Here is a 13,039-nt window from a genome sequence, read left to right as displayed (position 1 = left end):
GGAGCGCATGGACGGCTGTGACTTGGGGGAGCGGGCCGGGAGCATCCGGCACGTTTGCGATTTGAAAGGAATCACTGGCATGAAACGGTCAACATACACAACCATGGGCGCGTCGCTTTTCGCCTCGGCCCTGCTGATGACAGCGTGTGGCAACGGGGGCGGCGGCGAGGCCGGATCCGGCGAGAGCGGGGCAGCCGGCGAAATGGTCGAAATCGGCATCACGCAGATTGTTTCCCACCCCTCGCTGGATGCGTCGCGGGAGGGCTTCAAGAAGGCCCTGGCCGAGAACGGCTACACCGAGGGTGAAAATGTCACCTACGACGAGCAGAACGCACAGGGCGACCAGGCTACTGCGACCTCGATTGCCGGCAAGTTCGCTACCGACCAGAAGGACCTTGTCCTCGCGATCGCCACTCCGACTGCCCAGGCAGCAGCCCAGGCCATCCAGGACATCCCCATCCTCATCACCGCCGTTACTGATCCGGTCGAGGCTGGTCTGGTCGAATCACTTGAGGCACCCGGCGGCAACATCACCGGGACGAGCGACCTCAATCCGGTCAAGGAACAGCTGGGCCTGCTGAAGGAACTGGTCCCGGACGCCAAGAGCGTGGGCATCGTCTACAGCTCAGGCGAGGTGAACTCACAGGTCCAGGTTGACCTGGCGAAGAAGGTCGCCGCCGAGATGGGGCTGGAAATCAAGGAAGCCACGGTCAGCAACTCCAGCGAGGTCCAGCAGGCCGCGCAGTCGTTGGATGTCGACGCGTTCTATGTACCGACGGACAACAATGTTGTCTCTGCCCTGAAGTCGCTCATCGGCGTTGCGGAATCCAAGAAGATCCCGGTGATCGCCTCGGATGCCGCCAGCGTTGAAGGCGGTGCCGTCGCTACCGAGGGCATCAACTACGAGGACCTGGGCTACCAGACGGGCATGATGGCCATCGAGGTTCTCGAAGGCGCTGACCCGGCAACAATGCCGATCCAGACGGCCTCCGAACTGGAAGTTGTCGTCAACCCCGCAGCCGCTGAGCGCATGGGCGTCGAGATTCCGGCTTCCCTGCTGGAATCCGCCGACCGCGTCATCGAGTAGAACCTGAGGATACCGACACATGATTGTCGCGGTTGAGCTGGGCCTGATCTACGCGATCATGGCTCTGGGGGTCTACCTGACCTTCCGCATTCTGAATTTTCCCGATCTGACGGTTGACGGCAGCTTCACCACCGGAGCTGCCGTCGCCTCGATCATGATCATCAACGGCTTCTCGCCCGTGGTCTCCACCATCGCTGCTTTCGGTGCAGGACTGGTTGCGGGCTGGATTACCGGAATACTGCATACCAAGGGCAAGATCAACGGATTGCTGGCCGGCATTCTGACCATGATCGCCCTGTATTCGATAAATCTGCGCATTATGGGCAGGGCAAACCTGCCCCTGCTGCGCGAAGAAACCCTCATTACGCCCCTGCGCGACGCCGGTCTGCTTGGCACCGCTATGTCAGTGGTGGTCTTCTCGCTGTTTGCCTTGGCGGTCAAGTTCGTTATCGACTGGTTCCTGCACACAGACGTTGGTCTGGCCATGCAGGCCACCGGTGACAACGAAGAAATGATCCGCAGCTTCGGCGTGAGCACCGACCGGATGAAAATCCTGGGTCTCGCGCTTTCCAACGGGCTGGTCGGCCTGTGCGGGGCACTCATTGCCCAGTATCAGGGGTTCGCCGACATCGGCATGGGCATCGGCCTGATTCTGGCTGGCCTGGCGTCAGTCATCATCGGTCAGGCGATCTTCGGCTCGAGGCTCATCATCATTGCCTCGCTGGCCGTAGTTCTCGGCTCCGTTTTGTACCGCGTGGTCATCCAGCTTGCCCTCCAGGCGGGTCTGAACCCGAACGATATGAAGCTGATCTCCGCAGTGCTGGTGGTCACCGCCTTGGTGCTGCCACAATGGAAGTTCTTCAAACGGATCGGCGGACTGGCCAACATGAGGAAGTCGTTGACCGGGGCGGGAGCTAAGGGCTGACATGCTGGATATAACTAATGTGCACAAGACCTTTTTCGCCGGCACTGTCAATGAGCGGGTGGCGCTGAAGGAGATCAACCTATCGCTCACGCCGGGCGAGTTCGTCACGGTGATTGGCAGCAACGGCGCCGGGAAATCGACGGTTCTGAACATCACTTCGGGCAAGCTCCGACCGGACACCGGTTCGGTCAGGATCGACGGCAACGATGTGACCAAACTGGCGGACCACCAGCGGGCAAAATTCATTGGCCGGGTCTTCCAGGATCCAATGGCCGGGACCTCCCCGGACATGACGATCGAACAGAACATGTCAATGGCTTACGAGCGCGGTAAGACGCGAGGCCTGGGCCCCGGTGTCACGAAGAAGAAGCGGGAATTCTTCCAGGAAGAGCTCAAATCGCTCGAACTGGGCCTGGAGAACCGGCTCAAAGCCAAAGTGGGCCTCCTCTCCGGAGGGCAGCGCCAGGCGCTCTCACTGCTCATGGCCACCTTCAGCAGCCCGAAAATCCTGCTGCTGGATGAGCACACGGCCGCGCTGGATCCGCAACGGGCTGACCTTGTGAGCCGTTTGACCGCGGAGGTTGTGGAACGGCACCAGTTGACCACCCTGATGGTCACCCACAATATGGAGCAGGCCCTGCGCCTCGGGAGCCGGCTGATCATGATGCATGAAGGCCGGATCATCCTGGACATCGGCCAGGAGCAGAAGCGCAAAACCACCGTCCAGGACCTGTTGCACGAGTTCGAAAAGATCAAGGGCGGCGCGCTGGACGACCGCACCATGCTGCAGTAGGTCTGCCGGAACACGGGCTGCGGGCCAGTGTTTGGGCGGAATTGATGGAGGCCGGACGCATTAGCGTCCGGCCTTCGCCAGTTTTCCCGCCAGCTCCAGCGCACGGTCCTTGAATTCGGCGGGCTGGAGGATTTCAAACTCGAACCCCATTGCGGCCAGCTGCATCAAGGGGTAGTCCAGCGAATCGAAACCCGAATGCAGAACAGTACTGCCGCCGTCATTAGTTAGCTCCGCGACCTGGGGCGGTATCCGTTCGGCCACCGTTTGAAGCGGTGCGAAAATGCGTACGACGACGTCATAACGGTAGGGCGAGCGTGTGATCGAGCGCTGGACATACGTTGCCAGATCCTTTTGCGGCAGCGGCCTGGGTGTGAAGCGTTCCCGTGCGGAAGGAACGCTTTCGAACCGGTCCACGCGGAAAGTCCGCCAGTCCTGGCGGCCCAGATCCCAGGCCACCAGGTACCAGCGGTGTCCGGTATCCACCAGGCCGTACGGCTCGGCCATCCGCCGGGAGGACTCGCTGTCCGGCTTGGCGTAACGGAACGCCACCACTCGGCGGTCGGAAATGGCGGCGGAAACGCTGGTCAGCGTCTCCGGGTTCACTACAGTCCGCGGGCTGCTCAATGTGGTGACCGCGTTCTTGAGCATGGTGAATTTGGGCCGGAGCCGCGACGGGAGTACCTGTTCAAGCTTGGTCAGCGCCCGTACCGACGCTTCGGCAACACCTGAGACGGGACTGGCGGTGACGGCGCTGAGCCCCAGTGCAACGGCCAGGGCTTCGTCATCGTCCAGCAGCAGCGGCGGCAACTGCGCGCCGGCGCCGAGCTGATAGCCGCCGGCCACGCCGGGCGACGCGTTGATGGGGTAGCCGAGACTGCGCAGCTTGTCGATGTCCCGCCTGACGGTCCGCTCTGTGACACTCATGCGCGCAGCTAAAGCCGAACCCGTCCATTCGCGCCGCATCTGGAGTAGGGACAAGAGTTGAAGCAGCCGTGCCGACGTTTCAAGCATGCACACAAATCTACGCCCGAATGCGGACAGTGGCCGTCCTGAATTCTCTGGGCAAACCGGCGGCGGCCAGACATGATGGAACCAGACAAGCTGCAGCGCCGCGGTGGGCGGAGCTGATCGGGAAAGGGCGCGGAAAAAGGTGTTCAACGCTGAATTCGAACTGCTGGACCAGGTTCAGTGGCACTGGGAAAACCAGGCCAGACCGCGGCTAAAGGGGCTGACCGACGAGGAGTACTTCTGGGAACCGGGGGAAGACTGCTGGAACGTCCGCCACCGCGGGACCAGCCATGCGCCGATGTCCGTAGGTTCGGGTGATTACACGATCGACTTCGCCATACCCGAACCCTATCCGGCACCGGTCACCACCATCGCCTGGCGGCTCGGCCATATCCTGGTCGGAGTGCTGGGAACCAGGAATGCGTCGCACTTCGGCGGGCCGGCCGTCGACTACGAAAGCTTTGACTATCCGGGAACCGCTGACGGTGCGCTGGCGCTGCTGGACGAATACTATGCCCGCTGGATCGACGGCGTGAGTTCCTTGGGCGAGCCGGGCCTGGAGAAACCCTGCGGGGCGGCAGAGGGGCAGTTTGCGGACCGTTCCATGGCGGCGCTGGTACTGCACATCAACCGCGAAATGATCCATCATCTTGCCGAAGTGGCGCTGCTGCGGGACCTTTTTGCCCACCGGCAGTAGAGGGTTTCGGCAGCGTCGTCTTCGACTGGGGGAGTGCGGCGCTTACCAGCGCATCAGCTGCGAAAACGGGCGGCTGGGCAGGACGCCGTCGGACCAGTCCTGCAGGGACCGCTCCTCCGGAGTATGGCCGTGTCCATCGCTGGGGATGATGGCGACGGTGGCAACGAGGATGAGGATGAAAGCCAGAGCTAGAAGAAGTTCCATGACTTCATGGTGCGCCGGTACGGACCAAAAAAAGAGTGGCAGAAACGACCACTAACGATAAAAAACTGCCATAATGGACCCATGCTTAAAAACGTAGCTGTGCTGGTACTTCCGGGTACCTCGCCGTTCGAATTCGGGGTCGCATGCGAGGTGTTCGGCATTGACCGTTCCGCCCGTGGAACCGGGGTACCGGCCTTCAACTTCAAGGTCTGCACACCTACGCCGGGGAAGGTGGACACCAAGACCGGGTTTTCCATCGACGTCGAACTGGGGCTGGAAGCGGCCGAGGACGCGGATCTGCTTATCGTGGCGCCTTATCAATGGGACGCACCGGTGCCGCAAAACGTTAAGCAGTCCCTGCGCCGCGCCCATTCTCGTGGAGCGTGGGTGATGTCATTGTGCACGGGTGCTTTTGTCCTGGCTGGAGCCGGCTTGCTGGACGGCCGCCGCGCCACCACGCACTGGCAGTACTCGCAGCAGCTTGCCCAGCAATACCCGCAGATCCATGTCGACGAGAATGTGCTCTACGTCCAGGATGACCGGATCATCACCAGCGCCGGTACATCGGCCGGGATTGATGCCTGCCTGCATCTGGTCCGGACGGAGCTCGGTGCCGGAGTGGCGGCAGCCATTGCCCGGGACATGGTGGTGCCGCCGCACCGGGAGGGTGGCCAGGCCCAGTACATCGCGCGGCCCTTGTCGCTGGAAGGTTGCAGCACGCTCAAGGACCTCGTGGTCTGGCTCAGCGAGAATCTTGACCGCGAGGTCTCCATCGCGGAACTGTCCCAACGCGTGCACATGTCGGAACGGACTTTCGCCAGGCGGTTCCGCGCCGAGACCGGTGCCACGCCCGCTGCCTGGATCAATGCCCAGCGTGTGTTGCTGGCCCAGGAGTTACTGGAGACCTCTGACCTGAACGTCGACGAGATTGCCCGCGCCACCGGCTTCGGGCAGGCGGTGCTGCTGCGCCATCATTTCGTTAAAGCACTCAGCATTTCGCCTGCAGCCTACCGCCGGACATTCCGTGGAAGCTCCGCGGCCATGGCTGTCCATTAACGGCGACGGGCTCCAGACGTACCGCCTGCCAGCCGGAACGGAAAAGCCCCGCCGGCTGCTATTCCAGCGGCGGGGCTTTCTGTGGTGCCCTCGATAGGATTCGAACCTACGGCCTTCTGCTCCGGAGGCAGACGCTCTATCCCCTGAGCTACGAGGGCGCGGCACCGGGTAAATCTTCCAGCACCTTTTTGGGACGTCAATGAGCTTATCAGGAACTACCCCCACAGACACAAACCGTCAGTATCCGAGGACAGCGTCCTGGATCCGGCGAACGCCCACCTCGTTGGAAAACCCGTGGGAGAAACCATGTGACCGTACCTGTGCGCCAGGTCTTCCGTGGTGGCAGCCACAGGCCACGGGGCGGCGGCAGAATCCGGTTTGCACTGCACTTATGCTTAACGAGTGACTCCAGAAGAACTTTCCGCTGCCATTACCGCCTGCCTGCAGGATGCCGTCGACGCAGGTGACTTCACCGTCGAGATGCCCCGCGAGGTGCGGGTGGAGCGACCGAAGAGCCGCGAGCACGGTGACTGGGCGACGAATGTGGCCATGCAGCTGGGCAAGAAGGCGGGGATGAATCCGCGCCAGTTCGCCGAAATCCTCAGCGCACGGCTGGCCAAGATCGACGGCGTTGCCAAGGTTGACATCGCCGGTCCCGGGTTTTTGAACATCACGCTGGACGCCGCGGCCGCGGGTTCACTGGCCCAGACCATCGTCGAAACCGGCGATAGCTATGGAACCGGTGAGGAGTACGCCGGCACCAAGATCAACCTGGAATTCGTCTCCGCCAATCCCACCGGGCCCATCCACTTGGGCGGGACACGCTGGGCTGCTTTGGGGGATTCGCTGGCCCGTATCCTGCAGGCGCAGGGGGCGGACGTTACGCGCGAGTACTACTTCAATGACCACGGCAACCAGATCGACCGCTTTGCCCGGTCCCTGCTCGCCAGCGCCAAGGGCAAGCCGGCCCCGGAGGACGGTTACGGCGGCGATTACATCGCGGATATTGCCAACGCCGTGCTGGCCGAGAATCCGGACGCGCTCTCCGCGGCAGACCCGCAGGAAGAATTCCGCAGCCACGGCGTGGAATTGATGTTTGCTGCCATCAAAAAATCGCTGCATGAGTTCGGCGTCGATTTCGATGTCTACTTCCACGAAAATGCGCTCTTTGAAGACGGCGCCGTCGACGCGCTGCTGGAACAGCTCAAGACCTCCGGCAGCCTCTACTTCGACGAGGGCGCCTGGTGGCTGAAGTCCACGGACTTCGGCGACGACAAGGACCGGGTGGTCATCAAGTCGGACGGCCACGCCGCCTACATTGCCGGCGACATCGCCTACTTCAAGAACAAGCGCGACCGTGGCTTCGATTTGTGCATCTACATGCTCGGAGCCGACCACCACGGCTACGTGGCGCGGCTGAAAGCTGCTGCCGCCGCCATGGGCGACAGCGCAGACCGCGTTGAGGTCCTGATCGGCCAGATGGTGAACCTGGTCAAGGACGGCAAGCCGGTCCGGATGTCCAAGCGCGCCGGCACGGTGGTCACCATGGAGGACCTGGTGGACGCTGTTGGTGTTGACGCGGCCCGCTACGCGCTGACCCGGTCGCACGCGGATTCCAACATCGACGTCGATCTGGACCTGCTGACCAAGCGCAGCAACGAGAACCCTGTGTTCTACGTGCAGTACGCGCATGCCCGTACCTGTGCCGTTGCACGCAACGCGGTAGCCGCAGGGGTGGACCGCAGCGCCTTCGACGCGTCCTTGCTGGACCATGCCACCGAAAACGAATTGCTGGCCCATCTCGGCGCCTACCCGTCCGTCGTGGCCACGGCTGCCAAGCTGCGCGAACCGCACCGGGTGGCCCGCCACCTGGAAGTCATCGCCGGCGCCTACCACCGCTGGTACGACTCCTGCCGCGTGACGCCGTTGGGCGATGGCGAAGTAACCGACCTGAACCGCACCCGACTGTGGCTCAATGACGCAACCACGCAGGTTCTGGCCAATGGCCTGGGCCTGCTGGGCGTCAGCGCGCCGGAACGGATGTAAGCATGACTTCAACAATTCGCGAATCATCCCCGCTGGCTCCCCAGTGGTTGAGCTATCCGGAAGACGCCAACCAACTGCAGCCCAAGATGTGGGCCCGCGGCGTGGCCCGCGGTGCCAGCGGCGAGCTGGAGATCGACGGCGTTGGCGTCAGCGACCTCAAGGCCCGTTTCGGCTCGCCGCTCTTCGTCATGTCCGAGAACGACTTCCGTGCCCGTGCCCGGGACTTCAAGGACTCCTTCGACGCCGCTTTCGCCGACCTGTGCGGGGGAGTGGACGTCTACTACGCCGGAAAGTCCTTTCTCTGCATCGAGGTAGCGCGCTGGGTGGAGCAGGAAGGCCTGCGGCTGGATACCTGCTCCGGCGGGGAACTGGCCGTGGCTGCCCGCGCCGGCATTCCCGGTGAGAAGCTTGGCCTCCACGGGAACAACAAGTCCGATGCGGAACTGAACCGTGCCCTGGACATGAAGCTGGGCCGGATCGTGGTGGACAGCCTGGATGAACTCCGGCGGCTGTCAGCCATTGCCGCCAGCCGGTCCGAGCAGGCCAATGTCATGCTGCGCCTGACGCCCGGTGTGCACGCCCACACGCATGAATTCATAGCCACCGCGCACGAGGACCAGAAGTTCGGCCTCTCCATGGCAGCAGCGGACACGGAGTCCGGCACAGCGAACGACGGCGGGGCGTCGCCTTCCGCAGGCAACTCCCCGGCCGCACGGGCAGTCAACGAGGCCCTGGCATCCGAGTCCATCAATTTGCTGGGACTGCACTGCCACATCGGTTCCCAGATCTTCGAGCCCGAAGGTTTCGCCCTGGCGGCGGAGCGGCTGCTGACCTTCGTCGCCCAAATCCGTGACGAACACGGCGTCGAGCTCCCCGAACTGGATCTGGGCGGCGGCTACGGCATTGCCTACACCGAGGCCGATACGCCCCGCCCGCCGGCCGAACTCGCGGAGGCGATGGCCGCCGTCGTTAGTTCCACTTGCCGCAGGCTGGAGCTGCAGGTTCCACGGATCTCGATCGAACCGGGGCGCGCCATCGTGGGGCCGAGCACGTTCACCTTGTATGAAACGGGAACGCTGAAGACCGTGAACGTGGACAGCGAGGACGGACGGACCTATCCGCGGCGTTACATTTCCGTAGACGGCGGAATGAGCGACAACGCCCGCCCCGTGCTGTACGACGCCGACTATTCGGCGGTATTGGCTTCCCGTGTGACGGATGAAGACCCGATTATTTCCCGCGTGGTTGGCAAACATTGCGAAAGCGGTGACATTGTAGTGCGGGACGTCTATCTGCCGGGCGACGTAGCTGCCGGGGACCTGCTGGCGGTGCCGGGCACCGGAGCGTACTGCTGGGCGCTGGCCAGCAACTACAACTATGTGGCGCGGCCGCCGGTAGTTGCGGTTCGTGACGGCCAGGCACGGCTGATTGTCCGCGGCGAAACAGAAGAGGATCTTCTGGCCCGCGACCTGGGCTGAGGCCCGATCGTCCGCTCCGGGGCGGCGGATTTTTTGGAAACAACAATGGCTTTGGGAGTTAGAACAGCAATGAACACGCTGAAAGTGGCACTCTTGGGATGCGGAAATGTCGGATCCCAGGTGGCCCGGATTCTCCTGGACGACGCCGCTGAACTGGCCTCGCGTTCGGGAGCCCGGCTGGAGCTTGCCGGAATCGCCGTCCGCAACGTCGACGCGCCGCGTGACGTTGACCTGCCCCGTGATCTCTTCACGGACGACGCCGAGACGCTGGTCAAGGACGCGGATATAGTCATAGAGCTCATGGGCGGTATGGAGCCGGCTCGGTCGCTTATTCTGCGCTCCATCGAGCACGGGGCCTCGGTGGTCAGCGGTAACAAAGCGTTGCTCGCGGCCGACGGGCCCGCCCTGTACGAGAAGGCGTCCGCCGCGGGCGTCGAACTCTACTATGAGGCCGCCGTGGCCGGAGCCATTCCGATTCTGCGCCCCATCCAGGACAGTCTTTCCGGGGACAGGATCAAGCGGGTGCTGGGCATCGTCAACGGCACAACCAACTACATCCTCGACCAGATGGACACTACCGGGGCAGCCTTCGAGGACGCGCTGAAGGCCGCGCAGGTCCTCGGCTATGCAGAGGCGGATCCAACAGCCGACGTCGAGGGGCTGGATGCGGCGGCGAAGGGCACCTTGCTTGCCTCGCTGGCTTTCCACACGATGTTCCCGCTGGACGCGGTCAAGTGCGAGGGCATCACCGGCATCACCTCCGCAGACATCGACGCGGCCAAAGACACCGGCTTCGTCATCAAACTGCTGGCAATCGCCGAGAAGCAGCCGACCAAGGACGGCGGCGAAGGGGTGTCCGTGCGTGTGCATCCGACCCTGCTGCCGCGTACCCACCCGCTGGCCGCCGTCCACGGCGCCTTCAACGCCGTTTTCGTCGAGGCGGAGAACGCCGGCGAACTGATGTTCTACGGACAGGGTGCAGGCGGACGTCCAACGGCCTCAGCCGTGCTCGGCGACGTGGTCAGCGCCGCACGCCGCATGGTCAGCGGCGGCCGGGGACGCACCGAAACCACGGGCCAGCACCTGCCGGTCCTGGGCGAAGACAGCATCCTCACCAGCTACTACATCGGCATCGACGCGGCCGACCAGCCCGGCGTCCTGGCCAAGATTGCCCACGTCTTCGCAGACCATGGAGTGTCGATCGAAGTCATGCGCCAGACGATGCACACGGAAGACCTGGTCTCAATAGCGGACGGAACCGCATCTGCGGAGCTGCGCATCATCACTCACCGCGGCACGGAGAAATCGCTGGCCGCAACGGTGGAAGCCATCAAGGATCTCGACATTGTTAATTCAGTTACTTCCGTACTGCGAGTAGAAGGAGTCTAAGTGGCCCACCAATGGCGCGGCGTTATCCGCGAATACGCCGAACGTCTGCCCGTCACGGACCAGACCGAGATCATCACGCTCGGTGAAGGCGGAACGCCGCTGGTCCATGCCAAGGCCCTCTCCGAGCTAACCGGCTCCAGTGTGTACCTGAAGGTGGAGGGGATGAACCCCACCGGCTCCTTCAAGGACCGCGGGATGACCATGGCCATCACCGCCGCCGTGGAAGCCGGGGCCAAGGCTGTAGTGTGCGCCTCAACAGGCAACACGTCGGCTTCCGCTGCCGCGTACGCCACCCAGGCAGGCCTGAAGTGCGCCGTGTTGGTGCCCGCCGGGAAGATTGCGATGGGCAAGATGAGCCAGGCCATCGCCCACGGCGCGGAGATCATCCAGATCAACGGCAACTTCGATAACTGCCTCGAAGTTGCCCGGAAGCTGTCGGAAGCGTACCCGGTTTTCCTGGTCAACTCCGTCAACCCCGCACGGATCCAGGGCCAGAAGACCGCTGCCTTCGAGACTGTCGACTTCCTGGGAGACGCCCCGGACATCCATGTGATGCCCGTGGGCAACGCCGGCAACATCACGGCCTACTGGAAGGGCTACCAGGAGTACGCCAAGCCCTACGAGTCCGAAACGGCCGGAACCCTCGAAGCCGTCGCCACCAAAACACCCACGCTGTGGGGTTTCCAGGCCGCGGGTGCGGCACCGCTGGTGCTGGGACACCCGGTCACGGAGCCGGAAACTATCGCCACCGCCATCCGGATCGGCAACCCCGCATCTTGGGACACCGCCATTGCTGCCCGTGACGAATCGGGCGGCCTAATTGATTCGGTGACCGACGAGGAAATCCTCAAGGCGCACCGCTGGCTGTCCTCCAAGGAAGGCGTGTTCGTCGAGCCGGGTTCTGCAGCGGGCGTTGCCGGCCTCATCAAGAAACACGCTGCCGGAGAAGTCCCGGCGGGCAAAACCATTGTGATCACGGTGACCGGCCACGGCCTGAAGGATCCGCAATGGGCCTTGCAGACCGAAGACGGCCATGAGGTTACGCCCGTCAAGGTTGATTTCGACGTCGTGAGCGTGGCTGCAGCCCTTGGTCTCGAATAACACCGCCGTGAGGACCGCAGAGCGTACCGCGGTAGTGCCCGGACAGCGCGTCAGCGTCCGGGTCCCGGCGACCAGCGCTAACCTCGGGCCCGGCTTCGACAGCCTCGGCCTGGCCGTGAGCCTGTATGACACGGTCAGTGTTGAAACCACCGACGACGGCGTTTTCCATGCCGAGATCTCCGGCGAGGGCGCCGCCAACCTGCCCACGGATGAAAGCCATCTGATCATCCGCACCATTCAGGACACGCTGGGACGTGCGGGTTACCGGGCGGAGGGCTTGCGGCTGCAGGCCGAGAACGTGATTCCGCACGGCAGGGGACTGGGATCCTCTGCTGCGGCCATCGTCTCCGCGGTGCTGTTGGCCAACTCGTTGCTGCCCGCGGCTGCGAGGCTCACTGCCCAGGAAGTCCTGCAGCTTTGTTCCGCCCAGGAAGGGCATCCTGACAACGTGGCGCCGGCGCTGGCGGGTAAGCTCGCCATCTCCTGGGAAACCGCGGGTTCTTTCTTCAGCACTGCCGTTGATGTCGCGACGGAGATTGTCCCGGTCGTGGCCATTCCCTCCTATGAGTTGTCGACCGAAATGGCCCGGAACCTGCTGCCGGTCTCGGTACCGCACCATATTGCAGCGGCCAATGCCGGACGGGCGGCCCTGCTGGTTCAGGCACTGACGCGTGACCCGGAACTGCTGCTCGCGGCCACCGTGGATGAGCTGCACCAGAGCCACCGGGCGCCAGCCATGGCACCGAGCGCTGCACTGCTGCAATCGCTTCGCGCGTCCGGTTTCGCTGCTGTTGTCTCGGGTGCCGGGCCGACCGTGATGACGCTGGCCGCAGGGCACGCGCAGGCGGATGAGGTCGAGCAGCATATTGCTGCCACGTTGGAGTCGTCGCAAATGCCGGATGGCTGGCGTGTCCTAAAACTGACGGTTGACACAGATGGTGCTAAAGTGGAAGTGCACCGCCGGAAATAACCGGCTTGGCGATCTGTCGAAAGTCCCACCGTGGACATACAACATCCGGCAGCGAACCAAAGATCGGTGCAACCTTCCAGGATCCGTCACGGAATTACTGAGTGCTGTAAATGCGCGTAAGAGTGCGGGCAGCATATCCCTAAGACCATGGTGAACGAGATCCATTCAAGGTTTTCTCATGTCACTCGGCGTTGCCTGGTCTCACACTTGGGCAACCCCGACCCGGCCTTGTTTCTTATGCATCGGCCGGGACGCAAACAACGCGGTCCACTTCACATGCGGACC

Annotated in this window: 12 protein-coding genes and 1 tRNA gene; 10 read left to right on the top strand and 3 right to left on the bottom strand. The window is 63.1% G+C overall.

The genetic code is table 11. The features are described from left to right. The first annotated feature begins 79 nt into the window (after positions 1–79). The 3 genes from B0G38_RS09105 to B0G38_RS09095 are packed head-to-tail and all read left to right on the top strand — an operon-like array spanning position 80 to position 2,805. Positions 80–1,087 carry an ABC transporter substrate-binding protein gene (locus tag B0G38_RS09105; RefSeq protein WP_264669149.1) on the top strand — a complete coding sequence of 336 codons (1,008 nt, stop codon included), beginning with the start codon at positions 80–82 and terminating at the stop codon, positions 1,085–1,087. 19 nt (positions 1,088–1,106) lie between these two features. Further along, positions 1,107–2,012, top strand: a complete 906-nt coding sequence (locus B0G38_RS09100; protein ID WP_264669148.1) for an ABC transporter permease — start codon at positions 1,107–1,109, stop codon at positions 2,010–2,012. 1 nt (position 2,013) lies between these two features. After that, positions 2,014–2,805 (top strand): ABC transporter ATP-binding protein, encoded by a 792-nt coding sequence (locus B0G38_RS09095; protein WP_264669147.1) that lies wholly within the window; start codon positions 2,014–2,016, stop codon positions 2,803–2,805. A 60-nt stretch (positions 2,806–2,865) separates the two neighbouring features. On the opposite strand, the gene B0G38_RS09090 is transcribed toward B0G38_RS09095, so the two are convergent. Next, positions 2,866–3,816: a helix-turn-helix transcriptional regulator gene (locus B0G38_RS09090; protein ID WP_264669146.1), complete on the bottom strand. Its 951-nt coding sequence runs from the start codon at positions 3,814–3,816 to the stop codon at positions 2,866–2,868. Between the two features lie 139 nt (positions 3,817–3,955). Between B0G38_RS09090 and B0G38_RS09085 the strand changes: the two genes are divergently transcribed. Next, positions 3,956–4,510: a DinB family protein gene (locus B0G38_RS09085; RefSeq protein ID WP_264669145.1), complete on the top strand. Its 555-nt coding sequence runs from the start codon at positions 3,956–3,958 to the stop codon at positions 4,508–4,510. Between the two features lie 42 nt (positions 4,511–4,552). On the opposite strand, the gene B0G38_RS09080 is transcribed toward B0G38_RS09085, so the two are convergent. After that, a complete protein-coding gene (locus B0G38_RS09080; protein ID WP_169994281.1) occupies positions 4,553–4,714 on the bottom strand; it encodes a hypothetical protein in 162 nt (53 codons plus the stop codon). A gap of 81 nt (positions 4,715–4,795) precedes the next feature. Between B0G38_RS09080 and B0G38_RS09075 the strand changes: the two genes are divergently transcribed. Continuing rightward, positions 4,796–5,770: a GlxA family transcriptional regulator gene (locus B0G38_RS09075; RefSeq protein ID WP_264669144.1), complete on the top strand. Its 975-nt coding sequence runs from the start codon at positions 4,796–4,798 to the stop codon at positions 5,768–5,770. A gap of 82 nt (positions 5,771–5,852) precedes the next feature. Here the strand turns inward: B0G38_RS09075 and B0G38_RS09070 are convergent. Then, a tRNA-Arg gene (locus B0G38_RS09070) sits at positions 5,853–5,928 on the bottom strand. A gap of 244 nt (positions 5,929–6,172) precedes the next feature. Here B0G38_RS09070 and argS point away from each other — a divergent pair. The 5 genes from argS to thrB all read left to right on the top strand — a co-directional run bounded on the left by argS (position 6,173) and on the right by thrB (position 12,754). Next, positions 6,173–7,816, top strand: coding sequence for an arginine--tRNA ligase (gene argS / locus B0G38_RS09065; protein ID WP_264669143.1), 1,644 nt, complete (start codon positions 6,173–6,175; stop codon positions 7,814–7,816). A gap of 2 nt (positions 7,817–7,818) precedes the next feature. Next, positions 7,819–9,294 (top strand): diaminopimelate decarboxylase, encoded by a 1,476-nt coding sequence (lysA, locus tag B0G38_RS09060; protein ID WP_264669142.1) that lies wholly within the window; start codon positions 7,819–7,821, stop codon positions 9,292–9,294. A gap of 69 nt (positions 9,295–9,363) precedes the next feature. Beyond that, positions 9,364–10,683 carry a homoserine dehydrogenase gene (locus tag B0G38_RS09055; protein ID WP_264669141.1) on the top strand — a complete coding sequence of 440 codons (1,320 nt, stop codon included), beginning with the start codon at positions 9,364–9,366 and terminating at the stop codon, positions 10,681–10,683. Then, positions 10,684–11,784: a threonine synthase gene (thrC, locus tag B0G38_RS09050; protein WP_264669140.1), complete on the top strand. Its 1,101-nt coding sequence runs from the start codon at positions 10,684–10,686 to the stop codon at positions 11,782–11,784. 7 nt (positions 11,785–11,791) lie between these two features. Further along, complete coding sequence (thrB, locus tag B0G38_RS09045) at positions 11,792–12,754, top strand: homoserine kinase (RefSeq protein ID WP_264669139.1); 963 nt, start codon at positions 11,792–11,794, stop codon at positions 12,752–12,754. Positions 12,755–13,039 lie beyond the last annotated feature (285 nt).

This window comes from Crystallibacter permensis, from assembly GCF_025960875.1.
In the GTDB taxonomy this organism is placed as follows: Bacteria; Actinomycetota; Actinomycetes; order Actinomycetales; family Micrococcaceae; genus Crystallibacter; species Crystallibacter permensis.
Note: the sequence above shows the minus strand (reverse complement) of the source record. Positions and strands in the feature narration are given on the sequence as shown.

Bases quoted from the DNA above. Each gene is read 5' to 3' on its own strand.
- B0G38_RS09105 (WP_264669149.1), top strand. From the start codon at position 80: ATGAAACGGTCAACATACACAACCATGGGCGCGTCGCTTTTCGCCTCG.
- B0G38_RS09100 (WP_264669148.1), top strand. From the start codon at position 1,107: ATGATTGTCGCGGTTGAGCTGGGCCTGATCTACGCGATCATGGCTCTG.
- B0G38_RS09095 (WP_264669147.1), top strand. From the start codon at position 2,014: ATGCTGGATATAACTAATGTGCACAAGACCTTTTTCGCCGGCACTGTC.
- B0G38_RS09090 (WP_264669146.1), bottom strand. From the start codon at position 3,816: ATGCTTGAAACGTCGGCACGGCTGCTTCAACTCTTGTCCCTACTCCAG.
- B0G38_RS09080 (WP_169994281.1), bottom strand. From the start codon at position 4,714: ATGGAACTTCTTCTAGCTCTGGCTTTCATCCTCATCCTCGTTGCCACC.
- B0G38_RS09075 (WP_264669144.1), top strand. From the start codon at position 4,796: ATGCTTAAAAACGTAGCTGTGCTGGTACTTCCGGGTACCTCGCCGTTC.
- lysA (WP_264669142.1), top strand. From the start codon at position 7,819: ATGACTTCAACAATTCGCGAATCATCCCCGCTGGCTCCCCAGTGGTTG.
- B0G38_RS09055 (WP_264669141.1), top strand. From the start codon at position 9,364: ATGAACACGCTGAAAGTGGCACTCTTGGGATGCGGAAATGTCGGATCC.